At 38.5% G+C, this 23,589-nt stretch carries 25 protein-coding genes; all 25 read left to right on the top strand.

Translation table 11 applies throughout. The features are described 5' to 3' along the window. The first annotated feature begins 205 nt into the window (after nucleotides 1–205). The 25 genes from F4694_RS18500 (at nucleotide 206) to F4694_RS18385 (ending at nucleotide 23,589) form a co-directional block, all read left to right on the top strand. A complete protein-coding gene (locus F4694_RS18500; RefSeq protein WP_179600659.1) occupies nucleotides 206–805 on the top strand; it encodes a TetR/AcrR family transcriptional regulator in 600 nt (199 codons plus the stop codon). Nucleotides 806–821: 16 nt separating this feature from the next. Then, nucleotides 822–1,190: a DsrE family protein gene (locus tag F4694_RS18495; protein ID WP_179600656.1), complete on the top strand. Its 369-nt coding sequence runs from the start codon at nucleotides 822–824 to the stop codon at nucleotides 1,188–1,190. Nucleotides 1,191–1,205: 15 nt separating this feature from the next. Then, a complete protein-coding gene (locus F4694_RS18490; RefSeq protein ID WP_179600654.1) occupies nucleotides 1,206–1,916 on the top strand; it encodes an isochorismatase family protein in 711 nt (236 codons plus the stop codon). Beyond that, nucleotides 1,913–2,722 carry a DUF3891 family protein gene (locus F4694_RS18485; protein ID WP_179600652.1) on the top strand — a complete coding sequence of 270 codons (810 nt, stop codon included), beginning with the start codon at nucleotides 1,913–1,915 and terminating at the stop codon, nucleotides 2,720–2,722. The genes F4694_RS18490 and F4694_RS18485 overlap by 4 nt, the downstream gene beginning before the upstream one ends. A gap of 130 nt (nucleotides 2,723–2,852) precedes the next feature. After that, nucleotides 2,853–3,077, top strand: a complete 225-nt coding sequence (locus tag F4694_RS18480; protein WP_218895740.1) for a hypothetical protein — start codon at nucleotides 2,853–2,855, stop codon at nucleotides 3,075–3,077. Between the two features lie 55 nt (nucleotides 3,078–3,132). After that, the gene (locus F4694_RS18475) at nucleotides 3,133–4,218 is read left to right on the top strand and encodes a zinc-dependent alcohol dehydrogenase (protein ID WP_179600647.1); all 1,086 of its coding nucleotides are present in this window, start codon (nucleotides 3,133–3,135) and stop codon (nucleotides 4,216–4,218) included. Between the two features lie 20 nt (nucleotides 4,219–4,238). Continuing rightward, nucleotides 4,239–5,405 (top strand): aromatic ring-hydroxylating oxygenase subunit alpha, encoded by a 1,167-nt coding sequence (locus tag F4694_RS18470; protein WP_179600645.1) that lies wholly within the window; start codon nucleotides 4,239–4,241, stop codon nucleotides 5,403–5,405. A 22-nt stretch (nucleotides 5,406–5,427) separates the two neighbouring features. After that, complete coding sequence (locus F4694_RS18465; protein WP_179600643.1) at nucleotides 5,428–5,910, top strand: aromatic-ring-hydroxylating dioxygenase subunit beta; 483 nt, start codon at nucleotides 5,428–5,430, stop codon at nucleotides 5,908–5,910. Nucleotides 5,911–5,925: 15 nt separating this feature from the next. Further along, a complete protein-coding gene (locus F4694_RS18460; protein WP_179600641.1) occupies nucleotides 5,926–6,906 on the top strand; it encodes a CobW family GTP-binding protein in 981 nt (326 codons plus the stop codon). Between the two features lie 173 nt (nucleotides 6,907–7,079). Beyond that, on the top strand, nucleotides 7,080–7,559 hold the full coding sequence (locus tag F4694_RS18455) for an SRPBCC family protein (RefSeq protein ID WP_179600640.1): 480 nt from the start codon (nucleotides 7,080–7,082) through the stop codon (nucleotides 7,557–7,559). Between the two features lie 86 nt (nucleotides 7,560–7,645). Next, nucleotides 7,646–8,401: a maleate cis-trans isomerase family protein gene (locus tag F4694_RS18450; protein WP_179600638.1), complete on the top strand. Its 756-nt coding sequence runs from the start codon at nucleotides 7,646–7,648 to the stop codon at nucleotides 8,399–8,401. A gap of 36 nt (nucleotides 8,402–8,437) precedes the next feature. Continuing rightward, nucleotides 8,438–9,319, top strand: a complete 882-nt coding sequence (locus F4694_RS18445; protein WP_179600636.1) for an FAD binding domain-containing protein — start codon at nucleotides 8,438–8,440, stop codon at nucleotides 9,317–9,319. Further along, nucleotides 9,316–9,792: a (2Fe-2S)-binding protein gene (locus tag F4694_RS18440; RefSeq protein ID WP_179600634.1), complete on the top strand. Its 477-nt coding sequence runs from the start codon at nucleotides 9,316–9,318 to the stop codon at nucleotides 9,790–9,792. The genes F4694_RS18445 and F4694_RS18440 overlap by 4 nt, the downstream gene beginning before the upstream one ends. 19 nt (nucleotides 9,793–9,811) lie before the next feature. After that, complete coding sequence (locus F4694_RS18435) at nucleotides 9,812–12,181, top strand: xanthine dehydrogenase family protein molybdopterin-binding subunit (protein WP_179600632.1); 2,370 nt, start codon at nucleotides 9,812–9,814, stop codon at nucleotides 12,179–12,181. A 174-nt stretch (nucleotides 12,182–12,355) separates the two neighbouring features. Continuing rightward, nucleotides 12,356–13,210 (top strand): branched-chain amino acid ABC transporter permease, encoded by an 855-nt coding sequence (locus F4694_RS18430; protein WP_179600630.1) that lies wholly within the window; start codon nucleotides 12,356–12,358, stop codon nucleotides 13,208–13,210. Further along, nucleotides 13,211–14,200 carry a branched-chain amino acid ABC transporter permease gene (locus F4694_RS18425; protein WP_179600628.1) on the top strand — a complete coding sequence of 330 codons (990 nt, stop codon included), beginning with the start codon at nucleotides 13,211–13,213 and terminating at the stop codon, nucleotides 14,198–14,200. After that, nucleotides 14,175–14,924 (top strand): ABC transporter ATP-binding protein, encoded by a 750-nt coding sequence (locus F4694_RS18420; RefSeq protein ID WP_179600626.1) that lies wholly within the window; start codon nucleotides 14,175–14,177, stop codon nucleotides 14,922–14,924. Before F4694_RS18425 ends, F4694_RS18420 begins: the two co-directional genes overlap by 26 nt. A gap of 1 nt (nucleotide 14,925) precedes the next feature. Further along, nucleotides 14,926–15,630 carry an ABC transporter ATP-binding protein gene (locus F4694_RS18415; RefSeq protein ID WP_179600624.1) on the top strand — a complete coding sequence of 235 codons (705 nt, stop codon included), beginning with the start codon at nucleotides 14,926–14,928 and terminating at the stop codon, nucleotides 15,628–15,630. A gap of 13 nt (nucleotides 15,631–15,643) precedes the next feature. Continuing rightward, nucleotides 15,644–16,891 (top strand): ABC transporter substrate-binding protein, encoded by a 1,248-nt coding sequence (locus tag F4694_RS18410; protein ID WP_179600622.1) that lies wholly within the window; start codon nucleotides 15,644–15,646, stop codon nucleotides 16,889–16,891. Between the two features lie 88 nt (nucleotides 16,892–16,979). Then, nucleotides 16,980–18,209, top strand: coding sequence for a benzoate/H(+) symporter BenE family transporter (locus F4694_RS18405; protein ID WP_257029301.1), 1,230 nt, complete (start codon nucleotides 16,980–16,982; stop codon nucleotides 18,207–18,209). A gap of 4 nt (nucleotides 18,210–18,213) precedes the next feature. Further along, entirely contained in the window at nucleotides 18,214–19,455 is a 1,242-nt protein-coding gene (locus F4694_RS18400) for an MFS transporter (protein ID WP_179600621.1), read from the top strand. Between the two features lie 163 nt (nucleotides 19,456–19,618). Then, nucleotides 19,619–20,671, top strand: coding sequence for an XdhC family protein (locus F4694_RS18395; RefSeq protein ID WP_179600619.1), 1,053 nt, complete (start codon nucleotides 19,619–19,621; stop codon nucleotides 20,669–20,671). Continuing rightward, nucleotides 20,664–21,257, top strand: coding sequence for a nucleotidyltransferase family protein (locus F4694_RS18390; protein ID WP_179600617.1), 594 nt, complete (start codon nucleotides 20,664–20,666; stop codon nucleotides 21,255–21,257). Before F4694_RS18395 ends, F4694_RS18390 begins: the two co-directional genes overlap by 8 nt. A gap of 198 nt (nucleotides 21,258–21,455) precedes the next feature. Further along, complete coding sequence (locus F4694_RS31805; RefSeq protein WP_218895739.1) at nucleotides 21,456–21,617, top strand: hypothetical protein; 162 nt, start codon at nucleotides 21,456–21,458, stop codon at nucleotides 21,615–21,617. 214 nt (nucleotides 21,618–21,831) lie between these two features. After that, nucleotides 21,832–23,589 carry a cache domain-containing sensor histidine kinase gene (locus F4694_RS18385; RefSeq protein WP_179600615.1) on the top strand — a complete coding sequence of 586 codons (1,758 nt, stop codon included), beginning with the start codon at nucleotides 21,832–21,834 and terminating at the stop codon, nucleotides 23,587–23,589.

Raw genomic sequence — 23,589 nt, 5'->3', positions numbered from 1 at the left:
GAGTTATTGGAACGCTATCAACAGTTACCAAACAATTGAAAGCGCCTGTACAAGTTGTGCCGGTACTTTTTCGTAAGGGATTATTCATTTAAAATTTTTAAATAATTCAGAAAATGTATTGACACATTTTTGTCACTATTATAACATTCATTATAAGAGAAAGTTAGTGAGTACTAACAAACATAGTTAGGTAGGTAGAAGGAATATGACGACGGATGAAAAAATCTTGAAAGTCGCGATCGATATGATTGCGAGAAAAGGATTTAAAGGAGCCACCACAAAACAAATAGCTGAAAAAGCTGCTGTGAGTGAAATGACTCTTTTCAGACATTTTCCGAACAAAAAGAAAATATTAGAAGCAGCTATTGACCGTTACTATTATAGTTTTCAGATGAAGGAGCTTTTTGAACATAAGTTAATTTGGAATCTAGAAAAAGATTTATTGATGATTGCCGAGACGTATCACACCATCATGAAAAAGAATAAAAATGTCATAAAGATTGCCATTCAAGAAGGCCATAATGTACCGGGACTGCTTGACCAGGTTAATAAGCATCCAAGGCAATTAAAGGAATTGATTGTTAAATATTTAGAAGAGATGAATGAAAGGGAACTTATCAGAGACTGTGATTATGAGCTCACAGCAATGAATTTTCTTTATATGAGTTATGGTCTATTTATATCCCGATCTTTCGTTTCAGGAGAAACCATCACTTCCCTTTCCGAAGAGGATGTAATAAAAGGAAGTGTCCAGGTATTTATTGATCACTTAACTCCCAGTCAGGTAAATGGAAAAGTCAATTAATTGAGGAGGAAAAAACATGCATTTATTAATACACTTAACACACGGTCCAGAGGCACCAACCCAAGCAGACAGGGCTTTTCTAATTGCTAAAACAGCTCTTCGGGATGGTCATCAGGCCTCTATGTTTCTTGCAGGAAGTGCAGTCCAATTACTTAAGGAAGAAAATCTTGACACTGTTTTTGGTGTAGGGGTAACGGCAACGGAGTTACGAAACTCTGTTAATGAAATTCTCGAACTTGGGGGACGAATTGTTCTATCAAAAGTATCCTGCGGGGCAAGAGGTGTTACGGACGAAGAGCTAGTAGGGAAAAAAATAGAATTAGGGTCTCCTAGTGTGCTAGTCGAAATGACCGCTGCTTGTGATAAGGTCATAACTTACGGGTAAGAGAGGTGAAAGCGAATGGCTAGAATCTGGGAAAAATACTTAGATGAACGGGATTCAAAAATTTACTCTGGCGCTGGTTTAGGGTCGATGTATGGCTTGGGAAAAAAACCAGCACTCTTGATTATCGATGTGCAATATGGATTCACAGGGGATGGTCCAGAGGAGATTGAAGAGGCAATAAAAACCTATCCAACTAGTTGTGGAACAGCGAGTTGGGAAGCCATTCCACATATTAGAAGAGTACTAGACACATTCCGAGAAAAAGAACTACCAGTGATCTATACCATTATCGAAGGGTCCAAGAGCAGTCATAATGACCGTGTAGCAATTAAGGGTCAGATTTTTGATCACCCGCTGCTCCTAGAAGGAGAAAAAGGAACTAAAGTAGTTGAAGAATTAGCACCGATCAATGGTGAAATCATTCTATCAAAGAAAAAACCAAGTGCTTTTTTTGGAACTCCATTAGTATCTCTTTTAACAGCAAAGGGAGTAGATAGTGTAATCGTGACAGGATGCACAACAAGCGGATGTGTTAGAGCAACTGTAGTTGACGCTTTTTCAAATAACTATAAAGTTGTGGTTCCAGAAGAATGTGCATTTGATCGTGGCATTACGACCCATGCGATTAACTTGTTTGATATACAACAAAAGTACGGTGATGTCATACCTGTTCAACAGGTTATATCCCTTTTGGAAACGCTTAAACTTGAGGGGGAAGGTAAATGATAATCTCTAAGCAGGACGGAAAATTAGTGTTGGTTAGGCAGGACGAACATGCCATCCAAATGGGAACCGTATCTAGGTTATGGGGAAACGAACAGTTTCAAAAGTTAGTAAACCATGAATCGGTAAGTCTTGGAATTGAAAAACATGACGCTGGATGGAAGCAGCCTGATGATGAAGTATTATTTAACGAAACTACAAAACGCCCAACAAACTTTTTAGAAGTAAATTTACCTGAACATGTTCGTTTCTACGAAATTGGCTATCGTAATACCTTAAAACAGGACCCCTATGCAGGGATGATGTTGGGTATGCACTGGATTGGTTTATATACAAGTAGGTTTGGATATGATCCAACTTTTACCTATAAAGTTTCCGATGATCTCAGAGGCTTTATGAATGATACAATTAACAGTATCCAAAAGGAATGGGTTGATATTAAGCAGCAGTATTGGGCAGCACAACATAAACGCAGTGAATTTGAAGATAACATTTGGATGCAATATGAGTATTTTCAAGTTATGGATCGCTTAGGTTTATTCATGGGGTTAAATAATCCTAAAGAAAAGAATGAAGTTACATTAGGGCCAGTGAGAATGACCAGAGAAAGTGAACCGGTTCACTTAACAATAAAATCCAAAGGAAATGGAGAAATCCTTATTCATCCGTTCCCATTTGCTGATGAATTTGATACTTCCGTCCCTGGAAGAAGAATAGAAGACCGTGACTATGAAAGTCGTCAAGAAGCAAAGGAAATCATAGAAGGCACTGAAAAAGAAGATATCCAATGGAGAATTGTTGCTAGCTAATCTAACACACTACGTTTTATATTATCAGAATTTTGTTAATATATTGATAACTAATATGTAAAAATGTGCAAAAGTGTAATGTTATGTTAGTGGGCACTAACTAACTTCAATTGAATGCAGGTGAATGAAATTGAGCGAAGGCTTTGTCCTAAAAAATGAATTTGCACATGTTTCCGTAAAACTAGACAGGACTGCTAATGGGGATCGGTTATTAATAAAGGATATCCGAACCGGAAAAACCTCTTATTTCGATCCCCTTGAATTAGAAAGTTTATTATGGAGTTCGCACAAGGATCTTACTTCTCTTTTAGATCCTTCTCAAACAAGATGGATTGATGAAGCAGACGACATATAGCATATTTCAGAAGAGTTGGTTGACTAGAGCGGATTTAAGTAGGAGGTAAAATCATTTGAATAAAGTAAAAGCAGCTGTACTGACAGAAAAGGAAACGATAGAAATAAAGGAATTTCCAATCCCTGAAACAGGTGAAAATGACGCCCTTCTCCATGTTGAAGCCTGTGGCGTATGTGGATTTGACAGTGAAGCTTATTTAAATGGCGGAAATGGGGTATTTCAACTCCCATGTGTGATTGGACATGAAATAGTTGGAAGGGTAACAAATTTAGGTCAAAAGGCTGCAGAACGCTGGGGGTTACAAGAAGGTGACCGTGTGGTGGTGGAAGAGTATATCCCCTGTGGATCCTGTAATAATTGCCTAACCGGAAACTATCAACAATGTTTTGATTTACGGTATGGAGCAATGAGAATAGACCATGAAAAAACGGCATTATGGGGAGGATTTGCAGAATATATGTATCTGCACCCTAATTCTATTATTCATAAAGCAAGCTCTGAAGTTTCACCGGAGCTTTTACAATTATATATTCCGATATCTAACGGTATCCACTGGGTTCAAGAAGTGGGTAATACGAAAGTAGGTGATACCGTCCTGATTCAAGGACCAGGACCAATGGGCTTAGGTGCAGTAATCGGGGCTAAAGAAGCAGGGGCGGGTAAAATCATTGTTACGGGTATGTCTAAAGACGAACATCGTCTAAAATTAGCAAAGGAATTTGGTGCGACACACACGTTTTTTGCAGATACTCAGGATCTCGTTAAAGAAGTTCATGCAGTAACTGATGGTAAAATGGCAGATACCATTATTAACGCAGCAACTGCCCCTCAACAGCTGGTAACTGCATTAGACCTTGCAGGACTCAGAGCAACTATCGTTCACTCAGGTACGGATGAAAAATTATCCCAAAATCTTATGTCTAGTAAAATCACTTGGAAGCTGCTGACCGTAAAAGGAGTACTTGGCAGGCCAAAGAAAGCTGTCGGAGTTGCATTACGGGTAATCGAATCAAGAAAATACCCTCTTGAAAAGATGGTTACGCACAGTTTTTCTATCGAAGAGGCAGCCAAAGCAGTCAGGATGCATGCATACGGTGAGGATGGATGCATACATGTTGCAGTTGTAAACGATTCTCTATAGGAAGATGGGTGAAATTGAAGATGGAAACATTGAACATTTCGGATCTAGTTAAAACCGGAGCAGTCCACGGAGATGTCTATAAAGATGAAGCCATATTTGAAAAAGAAATGAAGAAAATCTTTGAAAATACATGGGTATATGTAGCACATGAAAGTGAGATAGCTAATGCAGGGGACTATAAGACAACGGTTTTAGGAACGAATCCGGTGATTGTTACACGCGACTCTGACACAGAAGAAATACATGTTGTCTTAAACCGCTGCAGGCACAGAGCTGCTACAGTTTGTCAACAGGAGCAAGGAAATGCAAACTATTTCCGTTGTGCCTACCACGGCTGGACATATTCCAATAATGGTGATCTGACAGGAATGCCATTTCAAGACGGGTATGATGAAAAATTTGATCGCTGTAAAATGGGGTTAATCAAAGTGCCAAAGGTTGGAGTATACCAGGGATTTATCTTTGCTAGTTTGTCTGAAGATGTTCCTAGTCTGGAAGACTATTTGGGGCATGCCCGTAAATATATCGATTATGTGGTTAGTACCGGACCAGAAGGTATTGCACTAAATGCAGGTGTTCATAAATACAGCTTTGACGGCAATTGGAAGCTTCAGGTAGAAAACACGATTGATCCGTATCATTTAAGTGTCACCCATAGGAGTTTCTTTAATCTTGTCGCAAATAAAACGGGAAAAAGAATTAATTTCTCAAAAATGCACAAGAACGAAAAAATACGCGATTTGGGAAATGGACACTCCTTATATGAATTAGATGGAGACCTTGGCATTGGGGCATTACCATTTAATTTGATTATTTTCCCTAACCTAGGCTTTGTTGGTTCTCAAGTTCGTGTAACGAGACCTATATCCGTTAACAAGACGTATGTCAGCCTATATCCAATCATGCTCAAAGGGGTTTCTATAGAAGAGAATGCCAGCAGGTTAAGAAAACATGAAGGTTTCTATGGGCCAGCTGGTTTTGGTACTGTAGATGACCTCGAGGTTGGATTTGATCGAGTCATGGAGGGGCTTAATGCAAGGGTGAACGGAGCAGAATGGCTTGAAATCAGCCGAGGAATGAATCGCGAAGAAATAGATGAAAACGGGATTATTACTGCCACTTCAAGTGATGAGGTATCGGCGAGGTCGTTATACAAAGAATGGCGACGATTAATGGTGAAAGAATAATAGGATAATAGGAGGCATGAAAATGAATGGAGTTCTTATAGGCCGAAAGGATGTAGAAGCTTTTCTTATAGATGAAGCCTCTTATTTGGATGATGGGAAATTTAGTGAATGGCTGGACTTATTTACAGAGGACGCCTCTTATTGGATTCCGTCAAATAAAGATCACTATGATCCGAATACTCATGTATCAATCATATACGACGACAAAGAGCGGTTGGGAGAAAGAGTTTGGCGATTACAAAGTGGTTTAGCATATGGTCAAGATCCGCAATCAAAAACGAGGCATTTAATCACAAATATTAGAGTTCTAGGTCAAGATGATCAAGCCATTATCGTAAGCTCTAATTTTATTATTGTGGAATTAAGGAGGAGTATCCAAACCATATATTCTGGCAGATTTGAACATAAGCTGAGGATCAACGGGAACTCGTGGAAAATTGCCTCTAAAAAAGTGGAGCTCATTAATAATAACGAATTTATCGGAAACTTGAGCTTCTTGTTATAGAATCGGTAGAAATCTATGAGCAGAGTGCCGGTTATTATTTTAAGTGGATTTTTAGGCAGTGGCAAGACAACTTTATTATTAAATTTGCTTGAGGAATCAAAGCAAAAGGACATGACGTTTGGGGTACTCATGAATGAATTCGGAAAGATGGACGTTGACAGCCACATTATTAATGGGAGAAGTTCTATACCAATTCAGTCTTTAAATGACGGATGTATCTGCTGCAGTAAAAAAAGTGAACTGATAAATAGTTTTGAACAACTATTAAAGACAAACCCAACCATTATTTTTGTTGAATTAACAGGCATTGCTAATCCAGAGGAAGTCATGGATGAAATGTTGAAAAAAGAATTAATTTCTCGAATTTATGTGAAAAGTGTGGTTTCGCTTGTAGATGCTGAAACTATTTCAGGGATAACGTCTTTCGATATGAGGACCACCTATACCAAACAGCTATGTTCTGCAGATTCCATTATTGTAAATAAGGTAGATTTGGTAGAGAAATTGGATAAATCCAAAATTGAAAACTTAATCAAAGAGATAAATGATTCAGCTGAGCTTCTATTCACGGTTAGCGGTCAGGTGGGTCTGGATCAACTACTTACTATTAATAGAACCGAAAAAAAACAGCATGAAGTTTCCTTACAAGCTTCAGAGGATAGGGAGCAGCACGCAAATCCACCTTCTTACGAATATTTATCTACCATTGCTATTCCTGTTCCAATTAAAGTAACTAAAATCATCATAGAGGATTATTTCTTTTGTCTAAAGCCCAACCTAATTAGGGCAAAAGGCTTTGTCTTTTTAGAAGAAGACAATAGCATTTATTTAGTTCAATTCAGTGGGAATAGGCTGAGTTGGGAAGTCTTTATGGAATATGAAGGCCAACCTTTTATCACTTTAATCGGTGTAGAATTAAATGCAAATCTAGCATTTGAAAAGTTCTCCCAACTTGTAAAAATTCCAGTTGAAAAACTATTGACAATAAATGGATAAAAATTTTACAAGCAATAATGCTGGTAAAATTCCTCATTAATAGTTCATGTCATATTGTGTCGTTATTTTTACTATTCAGAAAATACGGAATTATATATAATCAAGTTAGGAGGACTAGTTAATTGTTCCTAATCTTGAGCATTATTAATAGATTACAAGGGGTGTTTGAATAGATGAATCTTGAAGGAGAAGCAAAATTTTCAATGGATGTAAATCAGTTATGGAATTCACTTCTAGATGAGGAAATTTTGAAAAAAGTCATTCCTGGCTGTCATGAATTGGTCTTAAAAGAAAATGGTGAATACGATGTAGTTTTAAAATTGGGCGTGGCTGCAGTCAAGGGAGAATATGTAGGAAAAGTAAAAATTGAAGGTGTAGATAAACCAAACTATTATATTCTTCATGCATCTGGCAGTGGAACTCCTGGTCATGTAGAAGCAAAAATGCATTGCCGATTATTTGAGGCAGATGGCGGATCTAGACTTGAATGGAACTGTGATGCGGAAATAGGCGGTACCATTGCAAGTGTCGGAAACCGAGTTCTTGGCGGGGTGGCGAAATTTTTAGCCGGAAAGTTTTTTAAGGATATTCAAAAAGCGGTAAAATCTGCACCAATTGAATCCACTGTAGATTCTGCCATTAACATTGAATAATACTCTTCGAATATAGCATTTATAATTAGTTGAATCTCCATAAAAGCAAATCTACCTACACTAAATTAAAGGTGGTTGTAAAAAGAATGACAAGACATTATCGAGTTGGACTGATTGTCCCAAGCTCTAATACAACAATGGAAACTGAGATTCCAGCCATGTTGCACGCTAAAATGAAGGAATATTCTGAGGCTTCTTTCACCTTTCACTCCAGTCGAATGAGAATGAAGCATGTTTCAAAAGAAGAATTATCAAAAATGGATGTAGAAAGTGACAGATGTGCAGTGGAATTATCTGATGCCCGCTGTGATGTACTTGCCTATGCTTGTTTGGTGGCGATAATGTGCCAAGGTGCAGGCTATCATCTAAGCTCGGAAAAAAGGTTGTACGGTGCAACAGTTGACAACGGTGGCGCAGCACCGGTAATCAGCAGTGCTGGGGCATTAGTGGAGGGCATAAAAACCATAAATGCAAGGAAAGTCTCGATTATTACCCCATACATGAAACCTTTAACTCAGATGGTAATTGATTATTTGGAACAAAGTGGAATCGAAGTGATTGATTCGATCAGCCTCGAGGTCCCTGACAATTTGGAAGTTGGGAGATTAGATCCAAAAAATCTTTCTGAGATTGCAAAAAAGTTAAATATTCAAGGTGCTGATGCGGTCGTTCTTTCTGCATGTGTACAAATGCCATCTCTTCCAGCAGTCCAAACGGTCGAAGATGAGCTAGGACTGCCAGTATTGACCGCAGCCACTTCAACCGTCTATAAAATATTGAAGCAATTGGAGCTAGAAACTTTTGTTCCTAACGCTGGAAGCTTATTATCAGGAAAATATTAATTGAAAAAATGAACCAAGTAAAAGGAGGTCATCATAATGAAGCCCCCAAAGTTCTCCTATCTAAGACCAAATAGTCTCCAAGAAGCTCTTGATATGTTGGCTGAATATGGAGACGACGCCAAGATTATGTCTGGAGGCCAAAGTTTAATTCCATTATTAAACATGAGGCTTTCAACACCTGGCTACATAATAGATATTGGCCGAGTAGAAGAATTGAAAGGAATCAGAGAAGAAGAAGATGTAATCGTGATCGGCGGAATGACTCGACATGTTGATGTAGAAAAGTCAGCACTAGTTCGGGAAAAATGTCCACTTCTAACAGAAGGGATCACGTGGGTAGGACATAATCAAATCAGATCAAGAGGCACGATAGGCGGAAGCATCGCCCATGCAGATCCATCAGCTGAGCTGCCATGTATGTTAACGGCCTTAAGAGGAGAAATCGTTATTATGTCTAGGGAGGAAGAAATAACCGTATCACCTGAAGAATTTTTCCTAAGTTATTTATTAACGTCCCTCGAGCCAAATCAGCTTATTAAGGAAATTCGCTTTCCAAAAATCAAAAAAGGTAGTGGCTACGCGTTTGAAGAGGTTGCTAGGAGACACGGGGATTTTGCTCTAGTTGAGGTGGCGGCCGTCGTAGAGCTTGAAGCAGATGGGACCATAGCGGATGCAAAAATCGCTTTAGGTGGTGCAAATTCAGTCCCTTTTATCCCAGAAGCTGTAGAGGGATTTTTAATAGGTAAAATGCCTGACGATTCCATTCTTAAAGAAGCTGCTACTCTTCAATTAGGTGATTTGGATCCAGAAGGAGATATCCATGGCTCGAAGGAATATCGCAGATATTTATCAGGTGTTTTACTAGAAAGGGCATTATATAAAGCGATTGCACGAGCCAGGGAAGGAGTATTCGTATGAGCTATTGTAATGTCAAAATTAAAATAAATGGTGAAGTGATAGAAAAAGAGGTTGAGTCTCGATGGCTATTATCAGACTTTTTGCGGGATAAACTTGGTCTGACCGGAACTCATGTGGGTTGTGAACATGGTGTTTGTGGAGCGTGTACGGTATTACTAAATGGTGAGCCTGTCCGATCCTGCTTAATGCTTGCTGTTCAGGCTGATGGCTTAGAAGTTGAGACCGTGGAATCACTTGCTGAAGAAGATGGTACCTTCCATCCAATCCAACAAGCATTTGCTAATAATCATGCCTTACAATGTGGATTTTGTACTCCAGGTTTTCTAATGTCTGTAAAAAACTTCATGGAAACTCATCCGGACCTACCAACAGATGATGAAATCCGAGAAGCGATCTCAGGTAACCTTTGCCGTTGTACGGGATACAGCAATATTATTAAAGCTGTGAAAGAGGCATACGTACTCAAATGTTAACCAAAGGAGGGACCCGAGCGTGAAGCAATTTGTTGGACAAAATGTAAAAAGAAAAGAGGATCATCGGCTGCTTACTGGTTCTGGAAGGTTTGTAGCTGATATTCGAATAGAAAATATGGTGGAAGCAGCTATTCTCAGGAGCCCTTATGCACATGCAAAGATAAAAAACATTGAACTTTCCCAGGCAAAAGATTTTGAGGGTGTCCTTGATGTCATCGTTGCAGCTGATTTAAAAGGAAAAGTAAAACCTTTCACTGAATTTGTAGAATTCACCTTGCCTCCACAGCTAGAAGCTGATATAAAACCCACGATTAAGAAAAACCCTGAACCAATGTTAGCAGAAGATAAGGTAACGTTTGTCGGTCAAGCGGTTGCCATTGTATTAGCTGAAGACCGGTATGTTGCTGAGGATGCACTAGCATTGATTAAAATCGACTATGAGCCCCTGCCTGTTGTTACAGATCCTTATGAAACCATAAAGGAAAACGCACCCGTTATCCATCCAGAGCTTGGTAATAATATTCAATCACATTTTCAGGTAAAGGTTGGAGATACTACCCATGCTTTTAGGCAGGCAAATCACATAATAAAAACAAGAATAAAAACTCCAAGAGTTTCGGGAAATCCGCTTGAGACTAGAGGAGTAATTGCTGAGTACCAAGAACGGAATCAACAACTTGATGTTTGGTCATCTACTCAAGTACCATTTATGGTTCGGTCCTATCTTTCAAAGCTAGTTGGGTTGGTCGAGGGCAATATACGTGTTGTTGCGCCGGATGTCGGCGGTGGATTCGGTCCGAAATGTGCGGTCTATCCAGAGGAAATTATGATTCCTTATCTTGCGATGAAATACAAACGTCCAGTTAAGTGGATTGAAGATCGTCTTGAGCATATGCAGAGTACTAGACATTCGCGTGATCAGGTACATGACGTTGAAGTGGCGTTTAGAAATGATGGAACCATTCTTGGATTGAAAGATCAGTTCCTCTTAGATAATGGAGCACATAACTCATTTGCTCTATGTTGTGCCTATAACTCAGCAGCCCATTTGCGGGGGATGTATCATATACCAAATTATGACATTACTGGTCGAATCGTCTTAACAAATAAGACACCTAACGTACCTTATCGCGGGGCAGGGAGACCTGAGGCTGTGTATGTTATGGACCGAATCATTTATATGATTGCTGACAAGTTAAATCTTGACCCAGTGGAAGTATCAATGAGAAATTTCGTTCGTCCTGAACAAATGCCGTATGAAACAGGTATTTTTTACCGTGATGGAGCAAATATGGTACTTGAAAATGGCGATTACGTAAAATCTTTACAGCAAGCGATGAAAATAGCTGGATATGAAGAATTCCGTCAACAACAAGAAGAAGTCAGAAAAAATAACAAAAATATTGGAATTGGTTTTTCGTCTTATATTGAAGGAACAGGTATTGGTCCGTTTGAAGGTGCTGCAGTAAAAGTTGACTCAACCGGACATATTTTGGTTGGGGTTGGCTCTAGTCCACACGGTCAAAGTCATGAAACCACTCTCTCCCAAATTTGTGCCGATGTGTTCGGCGTAAATCCGGAGCAAGTATCCGTACGGGCAGGAGATACAAGTCTGCTTCCATATGGTGTGGGGACATTTGCTAGCAGGGGTGCTGTTACAGCTGGATCAGCGGTTCATGGTGCTTCCAAACAATTAAAAGAAAAGTTCCTATTAATAGCAGGGGAAATGCTTGGAGTTACAATCGATGAATTGGAAATGCAAAACGGTAAAGTATATGTAAAACTTTCGCCTTCCCAATTTGTTACATTACAGGAAATTGCTCAGGCAGCTAAACCTGGCCCTCGCTGCAAGGTTCCAAAAGGAATCGAACCAGGTGCAAGTGCAACCTATTACTTTGTACCACCAACCGTGACATTTTCTTCTGGCTTTCACGTAGCAGTTGTGGAGGTTGATAAGGAAACAGGATTTGTCGATATTTTGCGTTATATTGTCGTTCATGATTGTGGCCGGGTCATAAATCCTAAGATAGTTGATGGTCAAATTCAAGGTGGAGTTGCACAGGGTATTGGCGGTGCTCTTTATGAAGAGATTATTTACGATAAAAACGGTCAATTGGTGACCGGTACCTATATGGATTATTTAATCCCTACTGCCATGGAGGTCCCTGAAGTTGAAATGGGTCACCAAGAGTTTCTCTCTCCACACAATCCGATGGGGATTAAAGGGGTGGGAGAAGGTGGTGCCATCAGCCCGCCTGCTGCAATCGCCAATGCTGTTTGTGATGCGATGAGGCCATTAAAGATAGAAATCAACACTCTCCCAATTAGCCCAAATAAATTAAGAAGTTTAATAGAAGAAGCGGAAAATGCAGAAAGTGTATTAAAATAAGCAAAATCATGAATGCTTTTTAGAAATTTTTTTAACAGGAAAACAACATATGCACAGTGATAATAAAAAATATCAAATCAAGGGTGAGAATAGCCTTATTAAAGGATCTGACCCTTGACCCTTGACCATTAAATAGAAAAAACCATGTATACAGAAAGTAGAGGGAGGCTGAAGATGGAATACGTTATATATGGAATCATTACTGGTTGTATCTTAATCATTGCTTCCATTGGTTTCTCGATGGTTTGGAAAACAGAAAATTTCTTAAATATAGCACATGGTCAAATGCTTTTAATTGGGGCCTATATGGCCTATCTTTTCAAAAGCGTACTCAACCTTCCATTTGCATTAGCAATGGTCCTTTCCGTCATCGCTACCGCTGTGTTAGGGCTATTGTTAGCTAAAGTATTCTATTTTCCAGTGCGGAAAAGTGGAATTCTAGTATTGCTATTTACTTCCATAGGTCTCTCTTGGGTAATTTACGGTATTGTTCAGGCAATAGTGGGTCCGCAAATTCGAACATTTGGACTTGAGACGAGCAATATGATTGAAGTGTTTGGCAGCCAGATTCTCTCTTATCAGGAATTGTTGATTATTGTTATCTCGGTGGTATGTGTGGTTGGTCTACATTTTATTTTAACAAAAACGAAAAATGGCAAAGGTTTCAGAGCAATGGCAGAAAATCGAGATCTAGCACAATTAAGGGGAATAAATTCTAAGAAACTATCCAATTATGTTTGGCTACTATCATCGGGATTGGCAGGACTAGCGGGCATTCTACTGGCCATGTCCGGTACTCTTAATATGGAGTTAGGATGGCAGCAGATTTTGATCATCATGTCAGTCGTGATTGTCGGAGGTATGGGGAATTTATACGGTACGATGCTTGCTGCATTAATTATCGGGCTGAGTATGGATGTTAGCACAATGATCGTCCCTACCTCATACAGAACAGCCATAGCATTCGTTATTGTGATTCTTGTCCTTTTAATTCGTCCTCAAGGACTGTCAAAGGGTGGTGCACATTAAATGGAGATACTAGTTTTCTTATCAGGTCTCATTGCATTAGGCGGAATTTATGCCATGCTTGCGGTGGCATTAAATGTAAATGGCGGACTACTGGGGCTTTGGGATTTAGGGGTTGTCGGTTATTTCGCAGTGGGTGCATACTCCTACACATTGCTTACGATAGATGCTCCTGAGGGACTTGGGCTTCCAATGATCGCGGGTGTTATTGGTTCGGTCATCATCACAGGGTTACTAAGCTTATTTATTGGCTATACCTCACTTCGTTTACAGAGTGAATATCTTTTAATTACAACGTTCGCTTTTGCTGAAATCATTAGAATTGTTGCTGGAAATGAAGAATGGTTAACAAATGGAAACATCGGATTTTTTGGTCTAGAAAAGCCGTTTCAAGAATTCATTCCTGGTGCAAATTACATGTTATTTTTCACAGGTTTAGTTCTACTAAGTTTGGCCATATTTTATTTCTTTGCCCAAAGACTGGCCGATTCTCCAATGGGTCGTTATATGAGGGCTATTCGTGAAAATGAAATCGTAACGCAATCGATAGGAAAGAAAATATTTGCCACAAAGCTAAAAGTGTTTGTTTTAAGTAGTTCGATGGTTGGCTTAGTTGGCTGCTTTTATGTTTGGTACATGTCGATCATTGCACCGAATATGTTTACTTCTGCTATTACGTTTACGGTCTGGACAGCACTTGTATTGGGTGGGATCGGAAATAATCGTGGAGCTGTTATTGGTGCCTTCGTACTCATCCTTGTTCAAGAAGCGACACGCTTTATTCCAGTACCAGCTGAATATAGTGTTGTATTAGCAGGGTTAAGACAATTTGTCTCTGGTATGATGTTGATTCTTGTACTACGCTTCCTTCCACAGGGATTGATCGCTGAAAAGTTTAAATCTGTTGAGAAGCTATTCAAGTTCCATGATAATTCGTTAATCCTTGAACCGAAGGGAGTAGGAAAAAATGCTGCAAGTCAAGGAGCTGAGTAAAAACTTTGGAGGCGTTCAGGCGGTTAAAAATGTAACGCTGGAGGTTAATAAAGGGGAAATTGTTGGACTAATCGGTCCTAATGGAGCAGGAAAAACAACCCTTTTTAATATGATTAGTTTATTTATGCCTTCAAATTCTGGTGAAATCTCCTTCTTGGATGAAAAAATTGATACCTCTACTCCAGAGACTGTAGTGGGAAAAGGGCTATTAAGGACTTTTCAGACTCCAGTAGGGTTTTCAAAATTAACTTTACTAGAAAACTTAATGGTAGTACCTCCCAATGAAAGCGAAGGATTGTTTTCTATTTTTTATAAAAAGAAGAAAATTATCCGCACAGAGCGAGAACATTATGATAAGGTTTGCGCGCTGCTCCGGCAATTTAATTTATATGAAAAACGAAATGAACTTGCTGAAAATTTAAGTGCGGCAGAATTGAAATTGCTGGAATTATGCCGCCAGTTAATGGCAAATCCAAAAATCATGCTTTTGGATGAACCCGCATCAGGTGTAAATCCAAGCATGCTTGATAAAATGGTACAACATATCTTAAGACTTAGAAGTGAAGGAATGACTTTTCTTGTAATTGACCATAATCTAGGTTTTATCTATCGGATATGTGACCGGATCTATTGTCTTGCAAATGGAGAGCTAATCGCGTCAGGTACTCCAGAAGAAATTTCCAATAATGAAAAGGTTAAATCTGTATACTTGGGGGCGAGTTAAAATGAGCTTTCTTGAAGTAAAAGATGTTGTTTCGGGTTATGGAAAAATCCCCATTTTACATGGGCTCAGTCTCCATGTAAATCAGGGGGAGATGGTGGGAATTATTGGTTCTAATGGTGCCGGGAAAACAACCTTAATGCATACCATTAGCGGTTTGCTTCCTGTGATGAGTGGTTCGATTTCATTTCAAGGGAAGCGGATTGACAATGTATCCCCAAGTGATATTTCAAAGATGGGCTTAGGATATGTTCCACAGCGAAAAAATGTCTTTGCGGAATTAACTGTTTTTGAGAATCTTGAAATGGGTGCGTACACGCTAAAAAAACCTAAGAAAAAAATAGATGAGATGTTTGAGATGTTTCCCCGCCTACAAGAACGGATTAATCAGAAAGCTGGAACGTTAAGCGGCGGAGAAAGACAGATGTTAGCCTTAGCAAGTGCATTGATTGTGAACCCTAAATTTCTTCTCCTAGATGAACCCATAACCGGATTGGCTCCTCAAATTATTCAAGGGTTAATCGATATGATTGTTGAAATTCGTGATAAAGGCACAACTGTAATATGGGTCGTTGAGGAAAATCCAAAAGAAGTGCTAAAGCATGCTGATCGTGTTTATTTAATGGACTCTGGAATCATTAAGATGGAACGGACTGGAAAACAGTTTTTGGAAGAAGAAAATTTCGAAGAATTATTCTTGGGCCACTAAGGGGGAGAAAGTAATGAAGAAAGTATCGATGGCTGCTATATCCATTTGTACGGCATTAACGGTTATGACTGGGTGCGCAAGCTCTACAGGAAGTTCAGGAAATAGTGGCTCAAGCAGTGGTGGTGATATTAACGTTGGATTTTTATCAGGGCTTACTGGCTGGCTTGGAGCGTTTACAAAGGAGAATATCAATTCTATTTTGTTGGCAAAAGATGAAATTAACGCCGCAGGTGGAATCTTAGAAGGGAAGAAAATTAATATTATCGACGTAGATACAGCTTCTACTGTTGAAGGGTCGATTAAAGGGTATCAAAAGCTGGTCAACGCAGATAAGGCTGTTGCAGCGATTGGACCCGAAACTGAATCTATGCTTGCTTTATTAAAAGAAGCGCCAAAATCAAAAGTGCCGATTATGTCCGCTTTTGCAGGCTCAACAGAACTTGATGAGGTTGGTGGGAATTTTGCATTCCGGACAGCCGCATCGGATTCAACGATTGGGGAGGTTCGCGCAAAGGTATTGATAGAGAGCGGTATTAAAGAAATAGCTGTTATGGTAGGAAACTATGAAGGTGCCCAAAGTGATGTTGAGAGATTTAGAGAAACGTATGAAAGTTTGGGTGGTAAGATTTTAGCAGAGGTAACCTTTAATACAGGTCAGAATACGTACAATGGTGAATTGAAAAAGATCGCCGATGCGAATCCAAAATTAGTATATTACTCTGGTGCGATTGACACTGCACCTACTATTTTTAAATCAGCAAAGCAAAGAGGTTATAATTGGGAATGGTATGTAACACCAGACGTTGCTGTACAAGAATTTATTGATGTTATTGGTAAGGATATCGCGGAAGGAATTAAGACCATTATTCCAATGGAAGATGAAAACAATGAAGGCTTCAAGCGATTCAATAAGGATTACGAGTCCAAGTTTAACGCTAAACCATCTGGCGGATACTATAATGCCAATACGTATGACCTATTAATTGCTTCTGCTTTGGCTATGGAAGCAGCGGGTGAAGCAAGTGGCAGTGCGATTAATAAAAAAATCCGTGAAGTCACGAACCCTCCAGGCAAGGTAGTTACGACCTTTGAAGAAGGACTTAAGGAACTACGTGCAGGAAACGATATTGACTATCAAGGTGCCTCTGGTCCAATTGACTTTGACAAACACGGTAATGTATTAGCTTCCTATGCTTTAATGGAAGTTAAAGATGGCGAATGGAAACAAAACGAGTTCTTCACTGCAGATTTTCTTGAATAAAAATTCGGAATAGTTAAAATATAGGAAACAAAGAGGCAAAGATAGGAATTTGCCTCTTTGTTATTTAATATGTTTGGGGGTATATAAAATGAGGAAGGGCGATTTACATCCGCTAAAATTACCTTCATTACAACAATCAATGGCATCGATTCATCCCCAGAATCTTTCGTCGGGTATTGTTTCTGGATTACTTGCAGTCACTGGTCCGCCCGTGATTATATTAGAAGCAGCAGCAAGTGGCAATTTTTCAGATGCTCAAACAATTTTTTGGATGTTTTCCGTCTATTTTTTTGGAGGACTTTTTAGTATTGTGGTTCCAATATATTATGGGATTCCCATTGTAGGTGCCCACTCCATCACAGGTGTTGCTTTCTTAGCAACCATAACTTCGCAGGTACCTTACCATCAATTAATAGGCAGCTATATTATTTCAAGTCTATTAATCTTTTTAATCGGGATTCTCGGGTTATTTTCTAAATTTATGAAATATGTTCCAAAGCAAATTATCGCAGCAATGATGGCAGGGATCATTACAAGCTATGTTGTAAGATTAATTGTTTCTGTACAACACCTGCCTCTGATTGGGGGAACCGCTTTGCTCACATATTTTTTGTTTTCAAAGTGGAAATTACGAGTCCCGCCCGTGATAGCTGCCGTTTTCTCTGGATTCCTCGTTTTGTTTCTAACCTATAATTTTGATTCTACAGCGGGAAGTACAATTGGTTTTGTGGTGCCACAATTACAACTGCCGGAATTTAATCTTTTAAACGTTTTTACCGTTTCAGTGCCTTTGGCCTTATTAATCCTGAGCAATGACGCGGCACCAGGAATCGGCGTATTGGAACAAAACAATTATAAGCCTCCCATTAATCGAATCGTTACGTTAAGTGGAATATTTTCTCTCTTTGCAAATTTGTTTGGCGGCCAGTCTGCAAATGTTGCGGGAATGATGACAGCTATTTGCTCAGGAGAGGAAACAGGTTTGAAAGAAAAAAGGTATATAGCCGCTATAGTATCAGGGGCTATTATCTTATTGTTCGGTATTTTTTCCTGGTGGACGGTGCCTTTTATTAAATCCTTACCGGGCGATTTTGTGTCAATGCTTGCAGGAATTGCTCTAATTGGCGTTTTGGGTTCCAGCCTAAATCTAAGCTTTTCAAAACCAAACATGATAATGAGTGTTACATTTACCTTTGTTATTGCCATGTCAAACATAAGTGTATTTTATATAAGTGCACCTGTATGGGCGTTAGCAGGAGGAGCTTTAATAGCAAATTTTATAGAAATGAAAAAAGATAAACAGGCAGGAAAGGGGTGAATATATGGGAAAGGCTGCTCTTACAGTGGTAGAAAGTAAACCCAGATTTTATTATGGATATATTATCGTTGCCCTTTCTTTTACTGCTATGTTTGCAGCCTTGGGAATCCGTGGCACCTTTGGAACCTTTGTTACCCCATGGGAAGAATACTTTTCAGTTAGTCGCGTATCGGTAAGCATTGTATCTTTCTTTAGTCTTTTTATTTACGGTATTAGCCTTGTCGTTGCTGGGAGACTTGCAGATAAAATTGGGCCACGTAAAGTTTTAACCTACAGCATGGTTCTAATAAGTTTTTGCTTGCTAGGTTCATATTTTGCAGAAAGTATTTGGCATATATTCATTTTATATGGTTTCATAGGCTCTATTGGATTTGGATTTGCCTCAAACATTACTGTATCCGTTGCGATTGTAAGGTGGTTTAAGGAAAAGAAGGGACTAATGATTAGTATTGTGGTAGTAGGTATGGCAGCTGGTCCGATGATTTGCACACCATTAAATGTGTATTTAATAGAAAAGATTGGCTGGAAATGGCTGTTTGTCCTTTATGGCGGGGTTTATGCTCTACTTCTAATCCCCCTATTTGCCCTATTTTTTCGAGACCACCCGAAAAGTGATCAGCTGGATGAAGGCAACAATACTAAAATTAAGGAGAAACCAACTAAAGATGCCGTATTTACAATATTTCGATATCCAATCACGTGGGTCATTATCACAACCTATTTTATATGTGGATTTACTGATGTTGGTTTGATTTATACCCATTTGGTTCCGCTAGGGGAAGGTATGGGATATTCTCGGTCTCTCGTTGGCAATGCTATGCTAGTATATGGAATCTCAAATATTGTTGGTACAATCGCCGTTGGGTATATAACTGATAGATTCAGTAATAAAAAATTACTTTCTATATTATTTATAATTAGGATTATAGCATTACTACTATTGCTAAATACGGATCAACCTGTACTGTTATTTACTTTTGCAATCTTATATGGGTGTACTGATATTGCCACTATAGCCCCATTTACAATGGTATGTTCCAAAATTTTTGGAATCAACCGAATGGGGTCAGCTTTTGGAATGGTAAGCTTTTTTCACCAAATCGGAGCAGCATTTGGTTCGTTAATTCCAGGGTTTTTATTTAGTGTCTCACTAAACTATATATCAACACTGTGGCTTTGTATTATACTCCTACTCGCTAGTGCTATCCTTATCCAAACTATTAATGTGAAGCAGAAATTAGATTGAACCCGCATCGATGGAAATAAACCTTTTTTTTGAAATAGGAAAAGCTTATTTGTTTATTTAAACTAAGCAAATCTGGAATACTAATAATTAACAGATAATTGAAAATATTCTTTAAAAAGTATATGATAACAATAAAGCGCCATCACTAGGGAGGAGCTAGATTATGTCACAATTAATAGAATTTCGTACAATCATGAATGCGCTTAAATCTGTTTGGGAAAAGGATAAAAAAGCTTCTATTGTTATGTTAATTGGTGTTAATGGATCAGCATACCGATTGCCAGGCGCAAAAATGATGATGGCAGAGGATGCAGAAATGATAGGAACAATCAGCGGTGGATGCTTAGAAGGTGATATTTATGGTTATGCTGAAATAGCTCTCAAAACAGGAACACCAATGATGAAAAACTATGATTTAAGTGACAACGAAATCTGGAGTTTGGGAATTGGCTGTAAAGGGGCATTAGAAATTCTCATCCTTCCTGCAAAAAGGGAGGATCCATTTTGGAAGTTGACTGACAAATTTTTAAACGACGAAGAGGAATTTTCCTTTATTATTGAAATACAAACAGGAGTTAAAGCAATAGTCACAAAAAATGGAGATATCATTGGTGACAGTCAATACCTTCCTTCCGTCGTGTACGAAAGTGCACTAAAGAGCCTCAAATCACAGAAGAGAGCTGAAATTGTTAAATGGGAAGAGCGGAAATTTGTGGTTGATGCCATTCGTCCAAGCCAAAAATTAATAGTAGCAGGTGCTGGAAAGGATGCAATACCTGTAGTAGAATTTGCTGCAAAAGCAGGATTTTCTGTAACTGTTCTAGATCCGCGTAGTGAATTTAATAAAGAACGCTACTTCCCTGCTGCCAATCATCTTGTTGAGCTGCCAGAAAATATAAATCCAGAAAATGTAAGTAATGCATGGTGGGTTATTATGAATCATTTGCAGAGTCGCGATGAAGAGGCTCTCCATCTTGCCCTAAAAAGTAATCCGAAATACATTGGTGTTTTAGGACCTGTATCAAGAACACATGAAATGATAGTAAATATAGGAGAGGACCTAACCATAGGGAAAGAGATTTTTTCACCTATTGGTCTAGACATAGGCGCAGAAACGATGGAAGAAGTGGCAATAAGTATTGTTTCTGAATTGATGGCGGTACGATCCAATCGTGAGGGGAAATCACTAAAAGGGAAATTGAAAATCCATGCCTAAGATCGGAGCTATCATTCTTGCAGCTGGATTGTCTAAACGAATGGGCAAGCCTAAACTTTTATTGCCCCTAAATGGAAAACCACTTTTTCGTTATCCACTTGAACAAGCAATGAGAAATCACATTCAGCCAATCTGTTTAATAGCGGGCCAACACATACAGTCGTTTAAAACCGAATCCTCGGATTTATTAAATGTGGAATATATCTATAACCCTAGCTATGAAAAAGGGATGTCATCGTCACTAAAAATAGGGATTGAAAATATTAAGAATCGTACAGATGCCACCTTCATTTTTTTAGCCGATCAGCCATTTGTTCCCGATTTGGTCATACGGTCAATGATTGAACAGTTTAGTAAAGATACACGTATTATACGGCCCCAGTATCATGGCAATTTCGGTCATCCGATTTTAATTGGTAGAAGCTTATATGATGAATTTCTAAATTTAGAGGGTGACCAAGGTGGTAAAGAAATAATAAATAAATATAAAAACGATACAAAAATTCTTTCATTTGATCACAAATTTTGGGGTATGGATATTGATACACCTGAAGATTATAGAAAAACTAAACAACTCTTAAAATAAGATTGAGGAATTGTGGGGGGAGGTAAGGTGTAGGGAAATAAATCATGAATCGTAGCAACGTTAATTTGCTTTCACCTAATAAGGAGATCCTTTTACGATATTCAAGAAGGACACTAATACAATTACTCGTTAATTGTGCTAGTGTCCTTTTTTCATTCAGAGGAAAAGCTTTCCCAAATGCTATATGTTTGTGAAACGATGGCAAATGCTACTCGACGAAGACAGTCTTCGTCTATTAAAAAAGATCCTGAAATAGAAGCATTACTGAATATTCAGAATGAGATGATTCATTTGCAAAAATCTCTTCAAATGAATAATTCGAAAAGAGAGTTAGACTTGATAAAGCAGGTGCATAATTAACTTAGGAATTATTCTAAATTACTTTGCTAGATGTAAATAAAGCAGTAAATGTTTTTCAATGATCTGGTTTATTTGAATAGAAAGACATTCATTATATTCTGTTAAAACAGATTTCACTGTTTTTTAAACAATGATGTCTGTTATTTTATGGGAACCATTTGCTTTTTTTATTATGATAAAATAAGAAAGTAATTTGAGGAGCTTTATAACTAACATGAAAAAGATTTGGTTGTACTTTACGAAAATCTACAACAATGCAAAGCTGAATGTTAAGCTTTTTATTACCATGTCATTGATTATGGTGACCGCACTGGTGTTTGTACTGGGAGGCATTCGCTATGCATTTTCCCTTTATGATGAGCAAATCTATGCAAAATCCTCACAAGTGTTGATGATGTCTTCGAACAGCATAGAAGAGAAACTTAAACAAGTCGAAGAAGTAAGCTATGAAATAGCCGTCGACCCAAACCTTCAAAGAATTTTAATAGAACTTCAAGGAAATGTAGAGAAGTATGATTTTTACCGTCTCGAACAGGAAATTGAAGATCTCTTAGTGAAATACGCTGGTTCTGAGAAATATATACAATCCATATATCTATATGATTCACAAGGAAGAGAATTTTTAGCTGGCTCCAGCAGTAACCCGCTAAACGCGACAGAAAAAGAGCGTGCTCTTAATCAGGCAGTTAAGTATGAGGGTGAAAACCATTGGATGGAGATAAAAGGCTATAACGGGAATTTAACTTCAGTCCGCTTAATACGTTCGTATGAGAACCTTAACTTCGATAATGTCGGCAAACTTCTGATTCGTGTTAATTTAGATACAATTGTAAGCGATTTACCCAAACCAACTGGAGAGTTAGCAGGAAATATTGTCATTTCAGATGGGAATCACGTTTTTTATTCCGAAAAGGGGATGGATGATGTAGATACCTATCATTTCGTTTCTGAAAATGATCAAGGATACGGGATTGAAAAAATCAAAGGGGAACGATCCTTTGTTAATTATTTCACAACTGATTTTGAGAGGTGGACATACTGGAGCATTATTCCATTTAACGAGCTGTTCTCAAAGATAACGGCTGTGAAATACTCTTTGGTGTTGGTTTTTGTGTTGATGTTCATTATTTTGATTTCACTTAGTTTTAATTTTTTTAGTCGAATTACGAAGCCAATTCTAGAACTGGCCGGTACCATGCAAAAAGTTCAAAACGGCAACTTTACAATCGTTAATACACTAAATCCCCCTAAGATTTATGAAGATGAGGTAGGGGTTCTATATCGGAATTTTAAAACCATGATTCAAAGAATAGATGAGTTGATTAAAGAGAATTATTCTAAGCAGCTTTTAATTAAGGAAACAGAATTTAAAGCACTACAGTCCCAGATAAATCCCCATTTTTTGTACAATACGTTGGAATCTATTAATTGGCTGGCAATAATCAACAAACAGAAGCAGATTTCAAGTATGGTTGAAGCCCTTGGAAATTTGATGAGAAATTCGATAAATTTTAAAGAAGATATCATCACAATCGAGGAAGAACTAGAAATTGTTACTAGTTACTTAACGATTCAAAAATACAGGTTTGACGATCGGTTGGAATTCCAATTGGATATCCCTTCAGATTTTATGAAATGCAGGATTCCTAAATTAATCCTGCAGCCGCTACTTGAAAATTCATTCAAACATGCAGTTGAAACTTCAATCTATACGTCTGTGATTAAATTGCAAGCCTATCAGGAACAGGACAAGCTTTTTATTCGGGTTGAAGATAATGGTCCGGGCATAGACCCCCTTATTCTCCAAAAAGTAAAAGAGGGAACAGTGAAGCCGAAAGGAACAGGAATTGGTCTGAATAATATTGATAATAGGATTAAGCTTTTCACAGGAGAACAGTATGGTTTACGAATTGAAAATCTTTTAGGAAAAGGGACCGCAATTACGGTGGTTCTACCTTTTCAAACGGAGTGA

The organism is Neobacillus driksii (assembly GCF_013409995.1).
Classification (GTDB): Bacteria; Bacillota; Bacilli; order Bacillales; family Cytobacillaceae; genus Neobacillus; species Neobacillus driksii.
This window is presented reverse-complemented; position numbering and strand designations above follow the sequence as displayed.

Coding starts and splice junctions, on each gene's coding strand:
- F4694_RS18500 (WP_179600659.1), top strand. CDS start 206: ATGACGACGGATGAAAAAATCTTGAAAGTCGCGATCGATATGATTGCG.
- F4694_RS18495 (WP_179600656.1), top strand. CDS start 822: ATGCATTTATTAATACACTTAACACACGGTCCAGAGGCACCAACCCAA.
- F4694_RS18490 (WP_179600654.1), top strand. CDS start 1,206: ATGGCTAGAATCTGGGAAAAATACTTAGATGAACGGGATTCAAAAATT.
- F4694_RS18485 (WP_179600652.1), top strand. CDS start 1,913: ATGATAATCTCTAAGCAGGACGGAAAATTAGTGTTGGTTAGGCAGGAC.
- F4694_RS18470 (WP_179600645.1), top strand. CDS start 4,239: ATGGAAACATTGAACATTTCGGATCTAGTTAAAACCGGAGCAGTCCAC.
- F4694_RS18465 (WP_179600643.1), top strand. CDS start 5,428: ATGAATGGAGTTCTTATAGGCCGAAAGGATGTAGAAGCTTTTCTTATA.
- F4694_RS18460 (WP_179600641.1), top strand. CDS start 5,926: ATGAGCAGAGTGCCGGTTATTATTTTAAGTGGATTTTTAGGCAGTGGC.
- F4694_RS18455 (WP_179600640.1), top strand. CDS start 7,080: ATGAATCTTGAAGGAGAAGCAAAATTTTCAATGGATGTAAATCAGTTA.
- F4694_RS18450 (WP_179600638.1), top strand. CDS start 7,646: ATGACAAGACATTATCGAGTTGGACTGATTGTCCCAAGCTCTAATACA.
- F4694_RS18445 (WP_179600636.1), top strand. CDS start 8,438: ATGAAGCCCCCAAAGTTCTCCTATCTAAGACCAAATAGTCTCCAAGAA.
- F4694_RS18440 (WP_179600634.1), top strand. CDS start 9,316: ATGAGCTATTGTAATGTCAAAATTAAAATAAATGGTGAAGTGATAGAA.
- F4694_RS18430 (WP_179600630.1), top strand. CDS start 12,356: ATGGAATACGTTATATATGGAATCATTACTGGTTGTATCTTAATCATT.
- F4694_RS18425 (WP_179600628.1), top strand. CDS start 13,211: ATGGAGATACTAGTTTTCTTATCAGGTCTCATTGCATTAGGCGGAATT.
- F4694_RS18420 (WP_179600626.1), top strand. CDS start 14,175: ATGCTGCAAGTCAAGGAGCTGAGTAAAAACTTTGGAGGCGTTCAGGCG.
- F4694_RS18415 (WP_179600624.1), top strand. CDS start 14,926: ATGAGCTTTCTTGAAGTAAAAGATGTTGTTTCGGGTTATGGAAAAATC.
- F4694_RS18410 (WP_179600622.1), top strand. CDS start 15,644: ATGAAGAAAGTATCGATGGCTGCTATATCCATTTGTACGGCATTAACG.
- F4694_RS18405 (WP_257029301.1), top strand. CDS start 16,980: ATGAGGAAGGGCGATTTACATCCGCTAAAATTACCTTCATTACAACAA.
- F4694_RS18400 (WP_179600621.1), top strand. CDS start 18,214: ATGGGAAAGGCTGCTCTTACAGTGGTAGAAAGTAAACCCAGATTTTAT.
- F4694_RS18395 (WP_179600619.1), top strand. CDS start 19,619: ATGTCACAATTAATAGAATTTCGTACAATCATGAATGCGCTTAAATCT.
- F4694_RS18390 (WP_179600617.1), top strand. CDS start 20,664: ATGCCTAAGATCGGAGCTATCATTCTTGCAGCTGGATTGTCTAAACGA.
- F4694_RS31805 (WP_218895739.1), top strand. CDS start 21,456: ATGGCAAATGCTACTCGACGAAGACAGTCTTCGTCTATTAAAAAAGAT.
- F4694_RS18385 (WP_179600615.1), top strand. CDS start 21,832: ATGAAAAAGATTTGGTTGTACTTTACGAAAATCTACAACAATGCAAAG.